Source organism: Dysgonomonas termitidis (assembly GCF_054657735.1).
In genome coordinates this window covers 1,071,394-1,094,031 of the sequence record NZ_BAAHYD010000002.1, presented here as the reverse complement: position 1 = coordinate 1,094,031, position 22,638 = coordinate 1,071,394, and the positions used below count along the sequence as shown (strand labels likewise).

Annotated in this window: 16 protein-coding genes and 1 pseudogene; 15 read left to right on the top strand and 2 right to left on the bottom strand. The window is 42.1% G+C overall.

Going from position 1 to position 22,638, the window contains the following annotated elements; genetic code table 11:
• Positions 1 to 49: 49 nt before the first annotated feature.
• Together efp and ACYQ3L_RS08440 are read right to left on the bottom strand one after the other, a co-directional pair.
• Positions 50 to 616: an elongation factor P gene (efp, locus tag ACYQ3L_RS08445; RefSeq protein ID WP_379996388.1), complete on the bottom strand. Its 567-nt coding sequence runs from the start codon at positions 614 to 616 to the stop codon at positions 50 to 52.
• Between the two features lie 136 nt (positions 617 to 752).
• A complete protein-coding gene (locus tag ACYQ3L_RS08440) occupies positions 753 to 2,894 on the bottom strand; it encodes a M3 family metallopeptidase (protein ID WP_379996386.1) in 2,142 nt (713 codons plus the stop codon).
• A gap of 157 nt (positions 2,895 to 3,051) precedes the next feature.
• On the opposite strand from ACYQ3L_RS08440, the gene ACYQ3L_RS08435 reads away from it, so the two are divergent.
• From ACYQ3L_RS08435 to ACYQ3L_RS08365, 15 genes and pseudogenes are all read left to right on the top strand, one after another.
• Complete coding sequence (locus ACYQ3L_RS08435; protein WP_379996384.1) at positions 3,052 to 3,450, top strand: hypothetical protein; 399 nt, start codon at positions 3,052 to 3,054, stop codon at positions 3,448 to 3,450.
• 62 nt (positions 3,451 to 3,512) lie between these two features.
• Entirely contained in the window at positions 3,513 to 3,959 is a 447-nt protein-coding gene (locus ACYQ3L_RS08430; protein ID WP_379996382.1) for a NanQ anomerase/TabA/YiaL family protein, read from the top strand.
• Between the two features lie 67 nt (positions 3,960 to 4,026).
• On the top strand, positions 4,027 to 6,033 hold the full coding sequence (locus ACYQ3L_RS08425) for an alpha amylase C-terminal domain-containing protein (RefSeq protein ID WP_379996380.1): 2,007 nt from the start codon (positions 4,027 to 4,029) through the stop codon (positions 6,031 to 6,033).
• 183 nt (positions 6,034 to 6,216) lie between these two features.
• Positions 6,217 to 7,191: a type I phosphomannose isomerase catalytic subunit gene (locus tag ACYQ3L_RS08420; protein ID WP_379996378.1), complete on the top strand. Its 975-nt coding sequence runs from the start codon at positions 6,217 to 6,219 to the stop codon at positions 7,189 to 7,191.
• Positions 7,192 to 7,251: 60 nt separating this feature from the next.
• Positions 7,252 to 8,235, top strand: coding sequence for a ferrochelatase (gene hemH, locus ACYQ3L_RS08415; protein WP_459952386.1), 984 nt, complete (start codon positions 7,252 to 7,254; stop codon positions 8,233 to 8,235).
• A gap of 21 nt (positions 8,236 to 8,256) precedes the next feature.
• On the top strand, positions 8,257 to 9,411 hold the full coding sequence (locus ACYQ3L_RS08410) for a glycosyltransferase (protein WP_379996374.1): 1,155 nt from the start codon (positions 8,257 to 8,259) through the stop codon (positions 9,409 to 9,411).
• Between the two features lie 176 nt (positions 9,412 to 9,587).
• Positions 9,588 to 10,352 carry a ParA family protein gene (locus tag ACYQ3L_RS08405; RefSeq protein WP_379996371.1) on the top strand — a complete coding sequence of 255 codons (765 nt, stop codon included), beginning with the start codon at positions 9,588 to 9,590 and terminating at the stop codon, positions 10,350 to 10,352.
• A gap of 35 nt (positions 10,353 to 10,387) precedes the next feature.
• Positions 10,388 to 11,296: a ParB/RepB/Spo0J family partition protein gene (locus ACYQ3L_RS08400; RefSeq protein WP_379996369.1), complete on the top strand. Its 909-nt coding sequence runs from the start codon at positions 10,388 to 10,390 to the stop codon at positions 11,294 to 11,296.
• 27 nt (positions 11,297 to 11,323) lie between these two features.
• Positions 11,324 to 12,007 carry a DUF5683 domain-containing protein gene (locus ACYQ3L_RS08395; protein ID WP_379996367.1) on the top strand — a complete coding sequence of 228 codons (684 nt, stop codon included), beginning with the start codon at positions 11,324 to 11,326 and terminating at the stop codon, positions 12,005 to 12,007.
• Positions 12,008 to 12,067: 60 nt separating this feature from the next.
• Positions 12,068 to 13,321: pseudogene (locus ACYQ3L_RS08390) on the top strand (lytic transglycosylase domain-containing protein); the annotation flags it as partial.
• 773 nt (positions 13,322 to 14,094) lie between these two features.
• On the top strand, positions 14,095 to 16,347 hold the full coding sequence (locus ACYQ3L_RS08385; RefSeq protein ID WP_379996365.1) for a RelA/SpoT family protein: 2,253 nt from the start codon (positions 14,095 to 14,097) through the stop codon (positions 16,345 to 16,347).
• Positions 16,348 to 16,488: 141 nt separating this feature from the next.
• A complete protein-coding gene (gene rimP, locus ACYQ3L_RS08380; RefSeq protein ID WP_379996363.1) occupies positions 16,489 to 16,956 on the top strand; it encodes a ribosome assembly cofactor RimP in 468 nt (155 codons plus the stop codon).
• Between the two features lie 5 nt (positions 16,957 to 16,961).
• Positions 16,962 to 18,224 (top strand): transcription termination factor NusA, encoded by a 1,263-nt coding sequence (gene nusA, locus ACYQ3L_RS08375; protein WP_379996361.1) that lies wholly within the window; start codon positions 16,962 to 16,964, stop codon positions 18,222 to 18,224.
• Between the two features lie 124 nt (positions 18,225 to 18,348).
• Entirely contained in the window at positions 18,349 to 21,261 is a 2,913-nt protein-coding gene (gene infB / locus ACYQ3L_RS08370) for a translation initiation factor IF-2 (protein ID WP_379996359.1), read from the top strand.
• 203 nt (positions 21,262 to 21,464) lie between these two features.
• The gene (locus ACYQ3L_RS08365; protein WP_379996357.1) at positions 21,465 to 21,983 is read left to right on the top strand and encodes an OmpH/Skp family outer membrane protein; all 519 of its coding nucleotides are present in this window, start codon (positions 21,465 to 21,467) and stop codon (positions 21,981 to 21,983) included.
• The last annotated feature ends 655 nt before the right edge of the window (positions 21,984 to 22,638 follow it).

Sequence of the window (22,638 nt, the reverse complement as noted above, 5' to 3'; positions counted from 1 at the left end):
CCCCTATTTTTATAAACAGAGAGCCCGATTTTATTCTTAACCGAAAGACTTAACCTTTCACACGTTCTACATACGAACCATCTTTCGTGCTGATCTTGATCTTATCGCCTTCATTGATGAAAAGCGGTACACGTACCTCCGCACCGGTTTCCACAGTTGCGGGTTTCAATGTGTTGGTAGCTGTATCACCTTTCATTCCGGGCTCGGTATATGTAACCTCTAAGATAACATTAGTCGGCATCTCGGCTGTCAGTATCGCTTCTGTTTCTGCATGTACCTGTACCTCTACCTTGTCACCTTCTTTCAGGAATGCCACCCCTTCAATCATATCTCCGGCAATGGAAATCTGCTCGAAAGTCTCGGTATTCATGAAATTATAACCCATATCGTCCTGATAAAGATATTGATAAGGACGTCTTTCGATACGCACTTCGTCGAGTTTCACCCCGGCATTGAATGTCCTTTCCAGAACACGTCCGGTAGTAACGCTACGCATTTTTGTACGGACAAAAGCTGCGCCTTTACCCGGTTTTACGTGAAGAAACTCAATAATAACATAGTATTGCCCGTCGATGTCGATGCACATACCATTTCTTATATCTGCTGTTGTTGCCATTAATTGTATTTTATGTTTAGATTAAAAAAATTCGAGTTGCAAAGATAATTAAAAACAGTTACGAGTTATGAGTTATAAGTTATGAATTAAGGGTTTTCGCCCAAAAACTCCCAACTTATAACCCATAATTTATAACTTATTTTACAAATCCCCTGTTTTTTAACAAGTAAATAGGATTTGGTTCTGCCCCTCTGAATTTTTTGTATAAAGTCATAGGTTCATCTGTTCCGCCTTTCGACAATACATTCTCACGGAACGACTTAGCTGTTGCCTGATCGAAGATATTACCCTTTTCCACAAAGGCCTGGAACGCGTCCGAATCCAGCACTTCCGACCATAAGTAACTATAATATCCTGCAGAATAGCCACCACTGAATACATGTTGGAAATATGTACTTCTGTATCGAGGTATAATTTCCGGTATCAGTCCTATTTCAGCCATTGCATCAGCTTCAAACTTGTCTACATCCAGTTTCTCAACACCCTCTGTCTGCTTAGGGTTAAAGTTTGGAGTAGCGGTTATTGTATACCATTTCATATCCAGAATAGCAGCCGCTACAAGTTCTGTAGTTCTGAATCCCTGATTGAAGTATCCTGCATTCTGGATTTTCTGTATCAATTCGTCAGGAATCACCTTACCCGTTTCATAATGTTTTGCATACATTTTCAACACTTCCGGCTCAAAAGCCCAGTGTTCCATCACCTGCGAAGGCAACTCCACAAAATCACGGTACACTGAAGTTCCCGAAAGCCCGTTATATGTACATTTAGACAAAAGCCCGTGCAATCCGTGACCAAATTCATGGAACATAGTTTCTACCTGATCCAGAGTAAGAAGTGCCGGTTTGCCATCTGTCGGTGGATTATAGTTTCCTACATTGTATATCAACGGGTGAACAAATTCTCCCTTGAATATTTCCTGCTTGCGGAAACTGCTCATCCATGCACCCGGACGTTTACCCTGACGCGCAAAGTCATCAAAGTATATCATACCGATAAAAGAACCATCAGCGTCATTTACCTCATATGCTTTTACATCTTGCTGATAAACCGGCACATCCGTTTTTTGCCTGAATGTAATGCCATACAATTTATTCGCAACGGCAAATACTCCTTCACGTACATTATCGGCTTTGAAATATGGTTTCAATGCATCTTCGTCCAAAGCATATTTTTCTTTACGCAGTTTTTCCGCATAATACGCCCAGTCCCAAGACTCGATCTTAATGTCCTTTCCTTCTTTTTTAGCTATTGCCTGCAATTCTGTCGCTTCTTTCTTTGCTTGCGGCAATGCATATTTCCAAATGCCGTTCAGCAGGTTCATCACATTATCCGGAGTCTTAGCCATTGTTTCTTCGAGAACGTAATCGGCATGCGTATCATAACCAAGTACATTAGCCTTTTCCAAACGAAGACTTACTATTTTCTTTATATTCTCTTTATTATCGAACTCGTTATTATTGTCGCCCCGCATATACATGGCTTTGTACAATTTCTCACGCAGTTCACGGTTGTCGGCATATTGAAGGAATGGTTCCCAGCTGGGCTTGCTCAGACCGAACATCCATTTGCCTTCCATTCCTTTATCTTTCGCCATTTTGGCTGCCGCCGCGATTATATCTTCCGGCAATCCGGCGAGGTCTTCTTTTTTATCTATTACCAGCTGATAATTATCTGTTTCTTTCAACAGGTTCTGATTGAAACTTAAAGCCGTAGAACTCAATTCTTTATTTATCTCGCGCAAACGGTCCTGTTTCGACCCGTCAAGCAATATACCTGAACGAACAAAACCTTTATAGGTTTTATCCAGCAACATTTTCTGTTCAGTGGTCAGATTAGCAGGTGCCGCGTCATATACAGTCTTGATACGGGCAAAAAGCTTTTCGTTAAAATTGATATTATCATAATGCTCTGTCCGCTTAGGAGTAATTTCTTTCTCAATACTTTGGTAAGTAGAATCGGACATTGTCCCTGTCATTACCGACAGCACTGCTCCTACCCTGTTCAACATCCTGCCCGATTCATCGAGCGCCACAATCGTATTTTCGAAAGTCGGGGCATCCGGGTTGTTTACGATGGAATCTATTTCGGCATTGTGCCTTTTCATTCCTTCTTCAAAAGCAGGCAGGTAATGCTCTGCTTTTATCTTGTCGAAAGGAGGCACACCATTAGGAGTACTAAACTCTGAAAAGAAAGGATTATCCGCATCCTTGGTACTTGTAGTATTACAAGAGTAAACCATAATTAAAAAACTAATAATAAATAGAAACTTCTTCATACAGTAGTATTTATGTGAATGAATTGATTTTTAGCAAAAATAGGTAAAAATTACTGTACGCTAAAACATAGAGATAAATATGAGAGATAAAAATCGGGAATATTAACAGATAATCCGATTAAAATCCTTAAACTTGTAAGAATATTTTTTCAAAACCATGAATAAACTGTTTATGAAACAAGGTTTACTCTATATCATACTACTTGTCGGTATCATTATATCCCCCGGATGCACAGAAAGCGTTGACAGTCAGTTGAAAAAGTTGTCGGAGGAGGCAAATACCAAATGTCCGAAAGTGCTGGATCAGTGGACAAGACTGGACAGTTGTGCCGCTTTCCCGAATCAGACGATAAGGTATTACCATACCCTGAGCGAAGTAACCATTACCGATACTACCCTTTTTAAATCGCAGTTACAGCCCCAGATAATAAGTTCGGTGAAAACAAATCCCGACATGAAGTTTTTCAGGGAAAACAATGTCACTATGCAATACGAATACAGGGATCAGACAGGCAAATATCTTTTCTCTGTAAACATTAGCCCGGAGACCTTATAAGTAACGGGACGAATTTAATATAACAACAAACAGGATTGCGATTTTACTAAAAAATAAATAATATGATACTAGACAGTTTAAAAAATGCAGAGGCGTACTACAAACTCCACCCTTTGTTTAAAAAAGCGTTTGAATACCTGAAATCGGTTGATTTCACCAATACGGAAACAGGCAAAACAGAAATTGAAGGTAAAGATCTTTTCCTGATGGTCAGCGATAGCGATATGAAGACTGAAGAAGATGCCAAAATGGAAGTACATAACAAATATATAGACATACAACTCCCGGTAAGCAAACCCGAAACATACGGATGGAAAGCCCGTGCGGAACTCAAAGAGGAACGTGACGCGTTTAATGAAGAAAAAGATATTCAATTCTTCTTCGATAAAGGTACGACTCTCGTTACGGCAGTACCGGGCGATTTCACTGTTTTCTTCCCCGAAGACGGGCATGCTCCTTGTATCGGTGAAGGGAAAATAAGAAAAGTTGTCGTAAAAATAAGATTATAAACAAATTATGAGTTATATATTACGAATAATTTGTAACTTATAACTCATAACTCATAATTAAAAGACCATGCTTAAACTGATAAAAAACGATCCGTGGTTAGAGCCTTATGCGGAAGCAATAGAAGGACGATACGACTATGTGTTGAAAAGAGAAGCGGCTATAACCAATAATGGGAAAATAACCCTTTCCGATTTTGCATCGGGACATCTTTATTTCGGTTTGCATAAAACTGCCCGTATGTGGATATTCAGGGAATGGGCCCCGAATGCTACGGCCATATATATGGTAGGTGATTTCAACAACTGGCAGAAACAGGATGATTATAAACTCAACCGTAAAGATGGCGGTGAATGGGAACTGAAACTGCCTTTGAGTAAAATAAAGCATGGCGACCTGTTCAAACTCATCATGTGTTGGGATGGCGGCGAAGCCGAAAGAATCCCGGCTTGGGCTACACGGGTTGTACAGGACGATCACACCAAAATATTCAGCGCACAGGTCTGGTTCCCCGAAATCCCGTATGAGTTCAGTAAAAAAACATTTAAACCAAAAACCGATCCGCTGCTGATCTACGAATGCCACATAGGCATGGCGGCCGAATCGGAAAAGGTCGGCACATACGAAGAGTTCAGGCTGAATATCCTCCCCCGCATAAAAGAGGACGGTTATAATACCATCCAGATAATGGCTATCCAGGAGCATCCATACTACGGTTCGTTCGGGTACCATGTCTCCAGCTTTTTCGCGGCATCCTCGCGCTTCGGTACTCCGGACGAATTGAAACATCTGATAGATGATGCGCACGGGATGGGCATCGCCGTCATTATGGACATCGTACATTCCCATGCCGTAAAAAATGAAGTGGAAGGTCTCGGGCGTTTCGACGGATCATACTCCCAATACTTCCACGAAGGGAACAGGAGGGAGCATCCGGCCTGGGATTCGCTGAATTTCAATTACAATAAAGATGAAGTCATGCACTTCCTGCTTTCGAACTGTAAATACTGGCTGGAGGAATACAAGTTCGACGGATTCCGATTCGACGGAGTAACCTCGATGCTATATTACAGCCACGGGCTAGGCGATAATTTCACCGGTTATCAGGATTACTTCAATGGTAATGAGGACGGGGATGCTATCTGCTATCTCACTCTGGCCAACAAACTGATACATGAAGTAAATCCCAAAGCGATTACTATAGCCGAAGAAGTTAGCGGAATGCCCGGACTAGCAGCCAAAATCAAAGACGGCGGCTACGGATTCGACTACCGTATGGCGATGAACATACCCGACTACTGGATTAAAATAATCAAAGAAAGGAAAGACGAAGACTGGCATCCGACAAGCATCTTCTGGGAATTGACCAACAGGCGGGAAGACGAAAAGACAATCTCATACGCCGAAAGCCACGACCAGGCCCTGGTAGGAGACAAAACGATAATTTTCAGGCTAATAGACTCGGACATGTACTGGTATATGTCTAAGCATTATGGCAGCTCGCACATGACTGACAGAGGCATTGCCCTGCACAAGATAATCCGGCTTGTTACGGCATCGACTATCAACGGCGGGTATCTCAATTTCATGGGAAACGAATTTGGGCATCCCGAGTGGATAGATTTCCCCCGTGAAGGGAACGGCTGGTCTTATAAGTATGCACGCAGGCAATGGTGGCTGGCAGATAATCACGACCTCAAATATCATTTTCTTGGCGACTTCGACAAGGCAATGCTTACCCTGATCAGCAGTATTAAAGGATTCCAGAAAACACCTGTTATAAGATTGTGGGACAAGGACGAAGACCAGATATTAGCCTTTATGCGCGAAGATTACATATTTGTATTCAACTTCAATCCGGGCCAATCGTTTGTCGATTACGGATTTCTTGCACCTGAAGGAAAATACAAGGTAGTACTGGATACGGATTCGCCCGCTTTCGGAGGTAATGGGCTGACTGATGACTCCATCGAACATTTCACTGTTTCCGACGAATTGTATCACAAGGATGGTAAAGGCTGGCTGAAACTATATATTCCGGCACGGACGGCATTTGTGTTAAAGAAAATAAATTAACGGATAAATAACAGACGGACCGGATAACGAAGATTACCGGTCCGTTTTTACTTGATACAGAGCAATTTTAACCTTTTATAAACATTCAGGGCCGTTCGCTGTTCAATAGAGGAAACGAAACGCAGCGAAATAGACAAAGTTTGATTACTTTTGTATAAGAATTTTAATATAACGTGTAATAAGATGAATTTATATCCATTAAAGTTTAAACCCATCCTTAAATCCATTATCTGGGGTGGAGATGAAATATGTAAGTTTAAAGGTGTAACGCCCGGCCAGGACGGCATCGGCGAAAGTTGGGAAATATCCAGTGTAAAAGGCAATGTTTCTGTAGTTGCCAACGGAGAACTGGAGAATAAAGACCTGGGCGAAATAATAGATACTTACAAAGCTCAGTTGGTAGGGAAAAAGAATTTCGAGACTTTCGGCAACACATTCCCTTTGCTTATCAAATTTATTGATGCCCGCGACAATCTTTCCATACAAGTGCATCCCGACGATGAACTGGCAAAGAAAAGGCACGATTCGTTCGGCAAAACGGAAATGTGGTATGTTATAAACGCGACACCGTCGGCATTCCTGTATTCAGGTTTCGAAAAGCAAATGACTCCGGAATCATACGTTAAGAGCATTGAGGATAATACATTCGTAGACTCATTAGCAAAACACGATGTAAAAGCCGGAGATGTGTTCTTTCTCCCCGCAGGACGCGTACATGCTATCGGTGCCGGAACATTTATCGCCGAAATACAGCAAACATCGAACATCACATACCGTATCTACGACTATAACCGTAAAGACGCGAACGGTAACGGACGCGAACTTCATACCGAACTGGCGAAGGATGCGATAGATTTTAAACTGTACGATAATTATAAAAATTCATATACAAGAGCGGAGAATCAGCCTGTAAGGCTGGAATCGTGCCGATACTTTACCACGAATCTGCTGGAGGTGACCAAAGATATTACCAGAGATTACAGTGATACCGACTCGTTTGTTGCTTATATTTGCATGGGGGGAGTTTGCAGTATCAGGGACGATAAAGGAAACGACCTGCCTGTAAAGCAAGGCGAAACGATCCTCATTCCGGCCGATACCAAAAACATCGCAATCAGTCCGGAAGGGAATGTATTGCTTCTCGAAACATATGTCTAAAGGCAATTGAAAATATAAAACAATAGGAATACCACATATTTTCAGGCAAAACGGGAATCTGTGGTATTTGTATTTAAGGAAATTATGAAGGGAGTATTATTAGTAAACACAGGTAGTCCTAAAACATGTACACGACCGGATGTGAAGTTCTTTATAAGGGCTATGCTTTCCGATCCGTACGTAATGACCGTACCCGACTGGTTCCGCCCTATCCTGGTCAACGGACTTATAATACCTTTGAGGCAATTCAGTTCTACAGCCCATTACAGGATGATCTGGGATCATACAAAGGAAGATTCGCCTCTGCTCGATCATGCTAAATCCCTGGCAAAAAAACTTGAAACCCTAACGGATATGCCTGTCGAGGTAGCGATGAGATACGGACAACCTGATGTGCAATTGGCTCTGGAAAGACTGATGGCTAAAAACAACAGATTACATGAGGTCATCGTATTGCCATTATTCCCGCAGTATGCAGAATCTTCTTACAAAACGGTAGTTGATGAAGTTGGTAAAATCTTTTTCAAACGGCCATACCCTTTCCGGTTGAAAGTGATAGAACCTTATTTCCGGCATCCGGCATATATATCATCTCTGGCAAAAAGTATCAGGCCATACATAACCGAAGATTTCGACAAATTGATATTCACTTTCCACAGCCTGCCCCTTTCCCATGTAGAAGAAGGCTGGAAAAAAGGGAAAGAATTCGATTACGTTTATCAGACAAAGGAAACTGTCCGTCTTGTATTGAAAGAGCTGGATATGGAAATGAAAAGGACCAGACAGGTATATCATTCGGCAATGGGAAAAAAATGGCTCGGACCCAGCCTGGACGAAGTCATAGAAGAACAGGCCGAAGAACAGGCGAAGAAACTGCTGGTAATAGCACCGGGATTTGCTGCCGACAATCTGGAAACACTATACGATATCAACATAAAAGCAAAGGAACTCTTTATTGATAAAGGAGGGGCACAATTAACTTTTATCCCCTGCCTCAACAGTGAAGACTACTGGGTAGAAAGCGTCGCCAAAATAATTTCTTAGAATGAGTAACCCGGAAGGCTAATGAAACGTATATTATTTTTCAATGACAGTCTTGTGATGGGCGGTACGGAGATACTGCTGGTCGACCTCCTCAATCATCTGGCGGCTAAAGCGCAAATCACCCTTCTTTTGCCGGAACCGTCCGATAAGGATGTACTGTTACGTAAAGTATCACCGGCTGTTTCTATAAAATATTTATACCCGGACAACCTTCCTCATTTTCAAAAAAAGATATGGGAGAATATAATGATCTTCTTCCCCCGCATGTTTGCCAGGCAAAAGGGCATTTCCGAAAGTGAGTATGATGAAATTGTTTGTTTCAAGGAAACATTTTTCGCCCGTATTTTTGCAAAAATGAATATTCCCAAGATTCTCTGGATACATAATATTATTTATAAAAGAAAATATGAAACCCGTTCTTTCAGGGAAAAAATCTCAGTATGGCTGAATAAGAGACAATTAAAACTCGTAGAAAGGTCCTACGACAGTTTCGACAAAGTAATATGTGTATCCGATGCCGCGAAAAATGCTTATCTGTCCGTCTTGTATGATGGGAAAACCCCGAAGCAGGATGTCAGCGTATTATACAATGCCATAAACCTGGCCAAAGTAAAAGAAAAGGCGAAAGAACCAATTATTGATTTACCTCAAAGCGAGACTAACTTCATACTTATCACAAGAGCTTCACCCGAAAAACGGACAGACAGGCTTTTCAATGCCGTTATACGCCTCAAAGATGAAGGCTATAACTTCCATGTCTATATAATAGGAGACGGGATGGACAACCGGACAATGAGAGAAGAACTGATACAAAAGGAAATAAGCGGGATGATCACGCTAAAGGGGAGAATAGACAACCCTTTTCCATATATATTGCAGAACAAATGGTCCTTATGCGTATCGGAACGGGAAAGTTTCTCCCTCGCCCTGCTGGAATCGATGGCTTTAAATACCCCGGTAATAACCACAGACTGCGGAGGCCCGCGTGACATTGTAGGCAGAGGCAAATACGGCATACTTGTCAACAATAGCGCCGAAGGGGTTTACCGGGGGATGAAATCCGTATTGGATGATCCGGAACTCTCCGTTAAATACAGTGCGCACCTGGACGAAGCGGTGTCGAGGTTCGATTATCAGGGATGGCTGAAAAGCGTAGAAAAATTACTGGCCATTTAAAATATGATAACCTCTGAATTCCAATATAATTTTGTAAACTTGCAGCAGATTATTCGCTCTTATTTATTAACAATCAGGCAGACTTTTCAACAAGATATACATTGTTACACAAATTTAACATCCACTTCCTGTTTTTTATTATTTAATTTGTCATCAAAAAATATTAATAGCTTTTTATGGGAAAAATAATCGCATTAGCCAACCAAAAAGGCGGCGTAGGAAAAACAACAACTACAATCAATCTGGCGGCGTCACTGGCTGCACTCGAAAAAAAAGTATTGGTAGTCGATGCCGATCCGCAAGCCAATGCCTCCTCGGGTTTGGGCATTGATATCAAAAAAGTGAACAAGACCATCTACGAATGCCTGATTGGCACTGCCACTCCGGAAGAAGCAATCGTACCCACAGAGATAGAACGGCTTTATGTATTACCATCCCATATCAATCTGGTAGGGGCAGAACTGGAAATGCTGAATGTGGAAAACAGGGAAAAACAGCTGCGGGAAGTCCTCGTACCGCTTAAGCCCCATTACGATTATATACTGATAGATTGCTCTCCGTCGCTTGGATTGATTACAGTAAATGCTCTTACAGCCGCAGACTCAATAATTATACCTGTACAATGTGAATATTTTGCGCTGGAAGGAATAAGCAAATTACTCAATACTATAAAGATAATCAAAAATAAGCTGAATCCGGCCCTCGAAATAGAAGGCTTTCTTCTCACTATGTATGATGCACGCCTGCGTCTGGCCAACCAGATATATGAAGAAGTGAAAAGCCATTTCCAGGAACTGGTTTTCACCACTGTAATACAGCGGAATGTGAAGCTTAGCGAATCGCAAAGCTTTGCTCAACCGGTGCTTGTTTATGATGCAGCATCGAAAGGTTCTGTAAATCATATGCAGCTGGCACAAGAACTTATTGAGAAAAATTCTTAACTTTGCTTTCCTGATTAAATATTTAATAAATTGTTATGGCTAAGAAAATGGTGCTAGGAAGAGGGTTGGACGCCCTTATTACCATTGATGATGTAAAAACCGAGGGCTCCTCTTCGATCAACGAAATAGAGTTATCCAAAATACAGGTAAACCCTGATCAGCCCCGGCGTGTATTCGATGAAGAAGCATTGCAGGAACTGGCCGCATCTATTCGTCAGATAGGAGTTATCCAACCCATAACATTGCGTAAGATAGACGACGATCTATATCAGATCATCGCAGGAGAACGGCGTTACAGGGCCTCTTCAATTGCCGGATTAAGTTCAATTCCTGCCTATATCCGTACGGCCGAAGATGAAGCTGTGATGGAGATGGCACTGATAGAAAACATCCAGCGTGAAGACCTGAACTCCATAGAAATTGCACTGGCATACCAGAACCTTATCGAAGCATACAATCTTACCCAGGAACGTCTAAGCGAACGCATCGGCAAAAAAAGAACTACCATAGCCAACTATCTCCGCCTGCTGAAGTTACCTGCAGAAATACAGATGGGAATCAGGGATAAAAAAGTAGATATGGCACATGCGCGTACTCTTGTTACACTGGAAGATGCAGCTGCCCAACTCGAAGTTTACGAACTTATTCTGGAAGAAGGATTATCGGTAAGAAAGGTAGAAGAGTATGTAAGAGCAATAGCCAAAGGTGAAAAACTGGAAGACCTGCTCAAAGAAGAAAAAGTAGTAGAAACAGTAAAAAAATCAGGAGTAAAAAAAGCTACTCCCGAAGAATTTGAGATACTAAAAACTCACTTATCGAAATTCTTCTCCACCAAGGTACAGCTTACCTGTAACGAGAAGGGTAAAGGCAAAATAAGTATTCCGTTTAAAACAGAAGAAGAGTTGGAGAGAATAATTTCGATATTTGACCAATTGAAAAAATAAAACGAGGTATTTTCCGTAATATTATATATGAGGAGAGGTTTATTTATTTGTTTATGGTGCATGCTGGGTGGAATACTTCTTCCGTTGAATGCACAAGAACCTCAAGTTCAGGATTCCGTGCTTCGTTCAGATGGCAAACGTTTACCTGCCGATACTATAAAACCATTAATAAGCGAAAAAGCTGTGGTTTCAGTGGATTCGGTAATTACAATAAGTAAACATGAATTTAAACCCGATTCGAAAAAAGCAGTCATATATTCTGCTATTTTCCCGGGATTAGGACAATTTTACAATCGTAAGTACTGGAAACTGCCGATTGTATATGGAGGAGTACTCGGACTCACATATGCCATTACATGGAACGGGCGGGTATATAATGATTACAATCAGGCTTTCCGGGATTTGGTAACAGGTTCCGGTACCAGTTATACGAATTATTTAAGACCAGGACAAACTGTCGACGACTATGGCCGCGACAGGCTCCAATCAGCTCTGAAGAGCAAAAAGGATTTCTATAGAAGAAACAGGGACTTGGCCATTATTGCGGCCGTGGGGGTGTATGCGCTATGCATGATCGATGCTTATGTAGACGCGCAATTGTATGATTTTGATATGTCACCGGATCTCTCCATGAGAGTTACACCGGTATTCTGGCCACCGACATCTTATTCTAAAGCCTCGGTAGGGCTTCAATGTAGTATAAATTTTTAAACCGTGCAGAAACCTTACTCTATGTGAAACCTCTGCAAATACCATAAAGGAATACTTATGCTGAAAAAACTATTAATCACAGGGCTCTTCCTATCCGGCACACTTATCGTGTTAGGACAGTCCGGTCGTAGAGAATTGTCGGCACGTGACACATTAACTGACAGGTCGATAGTATATCCGGCAGACATGGAGCGCAATTACGACGAATTGCTGAAAAGCTGGAGTAATAATGTAAAATATGGTGATGATTGCCGTTCGAATGACGACAGTGCCGTATCTTTCAATGATTCTGTTTATATACAGAGATTATATTCTTTGCCGACCAAGATGGAACTGGTATTTAACCCCGTTGTGCGCGACTACATAGAAATGTATGCAGGCCGCCGGCGCAATCAGGTCAGCTATATGCTGGGGCAGGGCAAATACTACTTCCCTCTGTTCGAAGAAGCATTGGATAAAGAAGGCTTACCACTGGAACTCAAATACCTTCCGGTAATAGAATCGGCTCTGAACCCGATAGCACGCTCCAGAGTCGGTGCAACAGGTCTATGGCAATTCATGGCTCCTACCGGCAAGATGTATGATCTTGAAATAAACAGCCTCGTGGACGAACGCCGCGACCCGCTTAAATCGACAGACGCAGCTGCCAGATACCTGAAAGACTTATACGGAATCTATGGAGACTGGAATCTGGTAATCGCCGCTTACAACTGCGGGCCGGGTAATGTAAACAAAGCTATCCGCCGTAGTGGCGGGCAAACCGATTACTGGGCCATTTATCCCTATCTGCCACGGGAAACAAGAGGATACGTTCCGGCCTTTATAGCCGCCACATATATAATGAATTATTACAACGATCATAATATCTGTCCTGCCGAATGCAAAAATCCGGCTTCAATAGACTCTTTAATGATTGACAAAAATATTCATTTCCAACAAATTGCAGACAATCTGAACGTCTCGCTTGATGACCTGCGCCAGTTCAATCCTCAATTCAAGAGTGATATAATACCGGGTGATTATAAACACTATTCACTGAATCTCCCTATCGACAAGCTCTCTTTATTTCTGGATAAAAAAGACGACATCTATGCATATAAAGCAGACCAGTACCTGACTCACCGTAAAGTGGCGGGTGTTGATGCAGTGGGAGGCAACAGATCTGCCGGCGATGCTATCACATACAGGGTGAAAAGAGGAGATACATTATCCCGCCTGGCCAGCCGGTACGGCGTGACATCCAGCCAGATAAAACAATGGAATAATCTTGCTTCAAATAAATTAACAGTAGGAAGACGTCTGAAGATCTACAAGACAGAAGAACAACCGGCAGAAGAGATACTGGCATCTGACAATACATCGGCCGACACCACAGTCGTATCTGTTTCAGGGCTGACCAGAACCGTCTCCGTCCCTAAAGAAACCATCTCCTACTACAAAATCCGTAAAGGAGACACATGGGCAGGTATCGCAAAAAAGAACGGAGTCTCAGTCTCCGAACTAAAAGAATGGAACCGTTCGAATAAATTAATTGCAGGAAAACAACTAAAAATACAGAAGATAGAATATGTACAGATTCAGGAAGCGGTTAAACTCCCTGAACCCGAACTACCAACAGTAATTATAGATTCGACTTATACCGCCGACCTGATCGACGGATACCTGAAGAAAATTGTACGGGACGAATCCACATTGCCACGTGTTCGAATATCTACGACAGACTCTGAAGATCCGGACCGGAAAAATGCCGATGATTCAAAAATAATATATCACAAAGTAAAAATCGGGGAAACCATTACTCAGATAGCTGCCCGCTATAATGTTACAAAAAAGGACATTATAACGTGGAACAAGTTGTCATCCAATATGGCAAAAGTTGGTCAACGCCTGCTGATACTTCTTCCCGAACAGAACGACAGTGGCCAAACCAGTGATGGTACTCAAGCCAACAAAGGAAATAAATCGCTTACAGCCACAAATATGTAAGCAATTATAGAATAATTTAATCGTTAAATCAATTTTTATTATGATGCGAATAGCTCCTAATTAAAATTGATTTTACTATTTTTGTTCCTTACTCAAAACTTATGGCAAAAGAGGATACGCATACTCAGGATGATATTTTAATCGAGCAGGAATTTAATGCTCTTATCGACGATTACCTAAAAACGAATCACAGGCGCAAAGTCGAAATTATAACAAAAGCCTTTCTTTTTGCAAAGGAAGCGCATAAAGGCGCGCGCCGCCGTTCCGGGGAACCATATATATTACATCCTATTTCGGTTGCCCGTATCGTCTGCGGCGAAATCGGACTTGGATCGACCTCTATCTGTGCCGCGTTGCTGCACGACGTAGTGGAGGATACCGAATACACGGTCGAAGACATGAAAGTGCTGTTTGGAGATAAGATAGCACAGATAGTGGACGGACTCACAAAAATATCGAGCGGAATGTTCGGGGAGAATGTCTCGGCACAAGCCGAAAACTTCCGCAAGCTATTGCTCACCATGTCGGACGATATACGTGTGATACTGGTCAAAATAGCCGACCGACTGCATAATATGCGTACATTGGGCTCTATGGCTCCCGCCAAACAGTATAAGATAGCCGGGGAAACAATGTATATATATGCCCCACTGGCCCACCGTTTAGGCCTGTTCGCGATAAAGACAGAACTGGAAGAACTTAGCTTTAAATGGGAAAATCCCGAAGTATATAAAGATATACAGTACAAGTTACAGGCAACCTATAAAATCAGGTCCGATGTCTATCAGCATTTTGCCAAGCCTGTAGTTGAAAAGCTCAACGAACTCGGCTTCAAATACGAAATAAGGGCGCGGGAAAAATCGGTCTATTCCATCTGGAATAAAATGCAGGCAAAAGGTGTTCCCTTCGAAGAGATATATGACATTTTCGCCGTCCGTATCATCTTTGAAAACGAGCCGGGCATAGATGAGAAAAAGCGATGTTGGGATATATATTCAGTCATAACGGATATTTACAAACTTCGTCCCGACAGAATCAGGGATTGGGTGAGCCGCCCAAAAGCAAACGGTTATCAGGCACTACACCTCACCGTCATGGGACCCGACGGGCAATGGATCGAAATACAGATACGCAGCCGGCGCATGGATGACATAGCAGAAAAAGGATTCGCCGCGCACTGGAAATACAAAGAAGGAAAAATAGAAGAAGATACGGAACTGGACAAATGGCTGAAAACAATTAAAGAAATATTGGAAAGCCCCAGCCCCAACGCAATGGACTTCCTCGACACTATAAAATTAAACCTATACTCACAGGAAATCTTCGTTTTCACACCCAAGGGCGAGATAAGGACTCTGGCACAGGGAGCAACGGCCCTGGATTTTGCCTACGACCTGCATTCCGACATCGGAGACCATTGTATAGGAGCCAAAGTCAATCACAAACTGGTTCCTCTCAGCGAGAAACTGAATAGCGGGGATCAGGTGGAAATCCTGACTTCCAAATCCCAAATACCCAAATACGAGTGGCTCGGACTGGTAACAACAGCCAAAGCCCGCACCAAAATAGAATATGCCCTCAGGAAACATAAAAGAGAAGTAGCCAAACAGGGAGAAGAACTATTACTGAAAACCCTGGAAGGAACAACCGTTGAACTGACACCTGCGATCATAGACCAGATGCTGGACTATTATCAGAAACAGACCAAAGAAGATTTATATTACGCTATCGGCAACAATGATATATCCCTCCCTCAAAAAATAGAGAAATTATTGACCCTGAAGAAACAAAACTCCGACAATGTTTTGCTCAAATACATGAAGCAGGCTTTCCACGCTGTAAAGAAAACGGATAAGGACAAAGCCGAAAAACCGCAGGAATACGAACAAATAGATACTAAAAAAACATATATCCTCGAAGAAGACTCTTTTAACAAGAATTTCAGGATGCCTACCTGCTGCAACCCGATACCTGGTGATAAAGTATTCGGTTATCTGAATGACGATAATGAGGTAGATGTCCACAGCATACATTGCCCGATAGGACTAAAACTGAAGGCGAGCCACGGGGATAAGATCGTAAATCTGGAATGGGGAAGTTACACCCAGTTCCCTTTTCTTACCTCCATCATTGTTACAGGCATAGACCGGATGGGGATGCTGAACGATATCACAAAGGTAATTACAGCCGGTTCGTTGAATATCAAAGGAATGAACATAGAGTCGAATGACGGGGTATTCGAAGGAAGGATTATTGTTTATGTACATGACGTGAACGATCTGCAAACGTTATGCTCGCGCATAGCTAAAATAAAAGGCGTAAAAGCAGTAAACAGAAAACAAAGTGGAGCCTGAAAATCACATTGAGTATAAGAAAAGTAAACATATTGAGTTATTTATTATCAAAATTTGGTATAAAAAATTATTTTCACTACTTTTGTATTCGAAATAGAGGGAGAGGAGGCCGTGGCTTCCTCTTTGTTGTTCATAAAACAAATGATAGATAAAGATTTTATAAAAGATATAGCGGACAAGTTCTTACAGGAGACGCCAATGTTTCTTGTGGACGTGATTGTCAGGCCAGGCAATATCATTGTCGTAGAAATAGACAGCGACGATAGTATCGGGATCGACGATTGTATTGCGCTCAGCCGTGGTATAGAATCCCGTTTGGATAGAGATGCCGAAGATTTCGAACTGGAGGTAGGCTCTGCCGGCGTTACATCCCCCTTCAAAATACCCCGTCAGTATAAAAAAAATGAGGGTAACGAAGTCGAAGTACTTACAAAAGCAGGACAAAAGCTTTCCGGGATACTTAAAACTTCCGATAACAACGGATTTGTAATCACTGTTACAAAAATGGTAAAGCCGGAAGGTGCAAAAAAGAAAACGGCATTGGAAGAAGATCTTTCATTTGCCTATGACGAAGTGAAATATACAAAATACTTAATACGATTTAAATAACTGTTATGGCTAAAAAGGAAGTTATTAGTATGATCGATACTTTTTCAGAATTCAAAGAACTGAAAAATATTGACAGGATGACAATGATAAGCGTTCTCGAAGATTCGTTCCGCAATGTGATAGCGAAACTCTTCGGATCGAATGACAATTATGATGTAATTATCAATCCTGATAAAGGAGACCTTGAAATATGGCGCAACCGTACCATTGTGGAAGATGATGAACTTGAGGATGAGAATACCCAGATCTCACTTACGGCCGCAAGAAAAATAGATGAAGATTTTGAGGTAGGCGAAGACGTAACCGACGAAGTTTTCTTCGAAGACTTTGGCCGCCGTGCTATCCTGAACCTACGCCAGACCCTGACTTCAAAAATACTGGAACTCCAGAAGGAAGGACTTTATAACCGTTACAAAGAAAAAATCGGGGAAATCGTATCCGGAGAAGTATATCAGATATGGAAAAAGGAAATATTGCTTCTCGATGACGAAAAAGAAGAACTTCTTTTGCCTAAAACAGAACAAATCCCCAGCGATTTCTTCCGCAAGGGCGAGCATGTGCGCGCGGTGGTGGAAAGAGTAGAAAATAAGAATAACAATCCTAAAATTATACTGTCACGTACCTCTCCCGTATTACTCGAAAGACTGCTGGAGATTGAAGTTCCGGAAATAAACGACGGATTGATAACAATAAAGAACATAGCCCGCATACCGGGAGAAAGAGCGAAGGTAGCCGTAGAATCATATGACGACCGCATCGACCCTGTAGGCGCCTGTGTGGGTATGAAAGGATCGCGTATACATGGTATCGTTCGGGAGTTGCGTAACGAGAACATCGATATTATCAACTATACGCCTAACATGAGCCTGTTCATTCAGCGCGCCCTTAGTCCGGCAAAAATAACTTCGGTTAAACTGAATGAAGAAGAGAAACGCGCGGAAGTACTGCTTCGCCCCGAAGAAGTTTCCCTGGCTATCGGAAAAGGAGGTTTCAACATCAAGTTGGCGAGTATGCTCACAGGTTACACCATCGATGTATATCGCGACATTGACGACTTTGATGAAGAAGATATCTATCTGGATGAGTTCCGCGATGAAATCGACGGATGGGTTATCGACCAATTGAAGAAAATCGGTTGTGTTACAGCCAAGAATGTACTGGCCGCTGACAGAGATAAGCTTATACAAGAAGCAGACCTTGAAGAGGATACAGTGGATGAAATATTAAATATTCTGCGTGCGGAATTTGACGATGAAAGTAAGTCCTGATTTGGTTATTCGCTGATTTCTTAATACTTTTGTATTCGGAGCATCTTGGCAGAACTTACCATTCGTGCATATAACAAGAATATTTACGGGTTCACTGTCCATTTTTTTGATTTAAAAAGAGAATATGTCTATAAGATTAATAAAAATATCCAAAGATTTGAATGTAGGGATCAACAGTCTGGTTGAATTCCTACATAAAAAAGGATTTGATGTAGAATCGAATCCTAATGCAAAAGTTGACGGTGAACAACATGAATTACTTGTGAAAGAATTCGGCAATAATGCTGATTTTGAAGCTCTTCTCAGAAACCGCAAGGAAAGAGAAAAAGAAAGAGAAGAAGTTCAAGCCCCTAAAGAAGCAGAGGATGTTGCTCCTAAAAAACAAGAACCTGAAGAAATCAGAACTGAAGTACCCGAATCTTTTAAACCACATGTACAAGTAGTGGATAAAATAGATCTGGAAGCACTGAATAAACCTAAAAAGGCAGAGGTAAAAGAAGTGGTGGAAGAAGAACCGGAGATAACCGCTGTTGAGCCTGTTATTGAAACAAAGGTAGAAACGCCTCTCCCCGAACCCACACCTGAGCCCGAACCGGAACCTGTCGTTAAAAAAGAAGAAGTAAAAGAAGAACCTGTGTTGATAGTAGAAGAAAAAGAACAAGAGCCGAAAATTCCCACTCCGGTTGTAGCACCGGTAGTCGAAGAAGAAAAAGAAGAGGACGATATTTTCAGACTCAACAAAACCACAATCAAGTCGAACATTGTGGTCAAAGGTTCCATAGACCTTAGTTCGATCAATGACAAGACGCGTCCTGCCAAGAAAACGAAAGCAGAAAAGAAAAAAGAGCGTCTTGAAAAAGAACAGCAGGATCAGAGAAAGGTAAAAGAAAATACCGTTCGTCTCCTGAAAAAAGAAACCGACGAAGAAGCAAAAAAACGGAAAGCAAGCAGCGATGAAGCAGAAGACGCCGCTAAGAAAAAACGCAACCGTATAAAACGAGGTAAAGTAGATATTGAAAAAGGTGTTCCCCCTCAAGGCGGAGGAGGCGGAGGCGGAGGAGGCCAGCATCATGCCGGCAGTGGCGGTGACCGCACCAAACATAATCTGCGCAAACCTATTATTAAGCAGGCTGTGAACGAAGAAGACGTTCAGAAGCAAATAAAGGAAACATTAGCCCGTCTGACCGGAAAAGGAGGTAAGAACAAAGGTGCTAAATACAGAAAAGAAAAACGTGATGCCTTCTCCCAAAAATACCAGGAAGAACTGGAAATGCAGGAGCAGGAAAGCAAAACACTCAAAATCACAGAATTTGTAACAGCCAACGATCTGGCAAACATGATGAATGTTCCGGTAGTAAAAGTTATTTCTACCTGTATGAGCATCGGCATCATGGTGTCCATCAATCAGCGTCTGGATGCGGAAACGATCAATATCGTCGCTGAAGAGTTCGGATTCAAAACAGAATATGTAAGCGCGGAAGTAGTTGAAGCCATCAACGAAGAAGAAGACAATGCAGACGACCTGGAACCCCGTGCACCAATCGTTACGGTAATGGGACACGTAGACCACGGTAAGACTTCACTGCTCGACAATATACGCCAAACCAACGTTATCGCCGGCGAAGCAGGGGGAATCACCCAGCATATCGGGGCATACAACGTCAAACTGAAGTCGGGACGCCGTATCACATTCCTGGATACTCCCGGACACGAGGCCTTTACGGCGATGCGTGCACGTGGTGCGAAAGTAACGGATATCGCGATCATCATTGTGGCTGCCGACGACAATGTCATGCCACAGACGGTAGAGGCGATCAACCATGCTTCTGCGGCAGGCGTACCTATCGTTTTTGCGATAAACAAAATAGATAAGCCGGGTGCAAACCCCGAAAAGATAAAAGAAACCCTTGCCGGAATGAATTACCTGGTAGAAGACTGGGGAGGAAAATACCAGTCTCAGGATATTTCAGCTAAACAAGGTTTAGGGGTAGATGAATTATTGGAAAAAGTTCTTCTCGAAGCAGAATTACTTGACCTGAAAGCAAATCCTAACAGAAGAGCGACAGGTTCGGTTATAGAATCCTCCCTCGATAAAGGCAGAGGATACCTGTCCACCGTACTTGTTGAGAACGGTACCCTCAAGAAAGGAGACATCGTTCTTGCAGGAACATACTTCGGCCGTGTAAAAGCAATGTTCAATGAACGTAATGCCAGCATAGACGCGGCAGCTCCGGCAGCTCCGGCACTCGTCTTAGGACTAAACGGCGCTCCGCAGGCAGGAGATATATTCCATGTGCTGGAAACAGAGCAGGAAGCTCGTGAAATTGCGACAAAACGTGAGCAGTTGCAGCGCGAACAAGGTCTCCGCACACAGAAGATACTTACACTCGACGACATAGGACGCCGTATCGCTATCGGAAACTTCCAGCAGCTGAACGTAATCGTCAAAGGTGATGTGGACGGTTCGGTAGAAGCCCTTTCCGATTCCCTTATCAGGCTGTCGACTGAAGAAATACAGGTAAATGTGATCCATAAAGCTGTAGGTCAGATATCCGAATCGGATATTGTACTGGCCGCAGCCTCCGATGCCATTATTATCGGATTCCAGGTGCGTCCGTCACAGGCAGCCCGCAGGGCAGCAGAAAAAGACGGCGTTGAAATCCGCTTGTATTCTATTATATACGATGCCATCGAAGAGGTTAAATCCGCTATGGAAGGTATGCTTTCTCCTGAAATAAAAGAAGTATTGACCGGATATGTGGAAGTACGCGAAGTGTTCAAGATTACAAAAGTCGGCACAGTTGCAGGATGTATGGTTAAAGAAGGTAAACTTAAGAGAGCCAACAAAATACGACTTATACGCGATGGTATTGTGATTTACTCCGGAGAGCTGGGTTCACTGAAACGTTTCAAAGACGATGTGAAAGAAGTTGCCGCCGGATATGAGTGCGGACTGAATATCCATAATTATAATGATATAAAAATAGGTGACGTAATTGAACCTTTTGAAGAAATAGAGGTAAAGAAAACATTGTAATTAAAAAATATTACATATCTTTGTACTCATTATGAAATAACCTAAGAAAAACCAATTGATAGTTGTTGACAAGCAATCTTGCCTTGAAAGTCGGTGGTACTAACCATGCCACCGAAACACACAACTATCAACAGGTTTAAAGGTTAATCCGTTTCTTCGTCAGATTATATAAGTTGTGTTACTACAAAACAGCAATTATCGTGATGAAAAAAATCATTTTAATATCAATCATTGCCCTTTCGCTCCTCTTTGTGGAGAATACTGTTGCCCAGACTGTGCAGCAAATAGCCTTTGTTAATTCAAATGAACTTCTCGAAGCAATACCTGACAAGGTAACTGCGACAAATACAATCAATGATTTGAATAAAAAGTACAAAGACGAACTGCAAGTGATGCAGAATGATTATAATAAAAAATATTCCGATTTTATTTCATATCAGAACTCGATGGCAGACAATGTACGTCTTCGCCGTATGCAGGAGTTGTATGAGCTCGAACGCCAGATAAACAACTTTATGAAAGTGGCGCAGGATGACATCCTGAATCAGGAACAGATACTGATAGCACCTCTGCGCAAGAAAGTGAAAGATGCCATCTATCAGGTAGGAATAGAACAAGGCTTCGTCTGCATTTATGACCTGGCTAATCCGGCCATAGCATTTGTTACTCCGGATGCTACGAATGCAACGGATCTTGTAAAGCAAAAGCTGGGTGTAAGGTAGAAACAACAGGACACAAAATAACGATAGTAAAATGCTTCTGTACACAGGAGCATTTTTTTTGCACCTGGTGGTTGTATGACTGATAATATAGGATTTCAAAGTATCGGGAGCACAGAATTAATATTTTCGAAGAAGTTTATCTATAGAATAAGAGCCGGTAGCCTTTAGCTGTTAGCTGATAGCTCTTTGAAATATTGATTAAAGCAGTTACGAGTTACGAGTAGACAAGATACGAGATACAAGTTGTTAACTGATGACTGTTTACTGTTCACTGTTCACTGATATATCTGTTACCTTTGTTACCTTTTGCGCCTTAGCGTCTCTGCATGAAATACTGTTTACTGATGACTGTTTACTGTTTACTGATATATCTGTTACTTTTGTTACCTTTTAACAGTTACGAGTTTGACTCGCCTTCGCTTCGGCGAATGTTATTTCTGCGCCCTTTGGGCAGTTACAACTTACAGGTTGGCTAGCGCCCTATTTTGTTTCACGCAAAGACGCAAAGGCGCAATTTTTTTTACATCTTACGGGTTAATGACTGTTTACTGCTAACTGTTTACTGTTAACTGATATGTGTTACCTTTTTTTTACTATCGGGGACAGTCTCTTCCTGATAACAGGATGATAATAAGTGGCGGGAAAAAGGATTCCT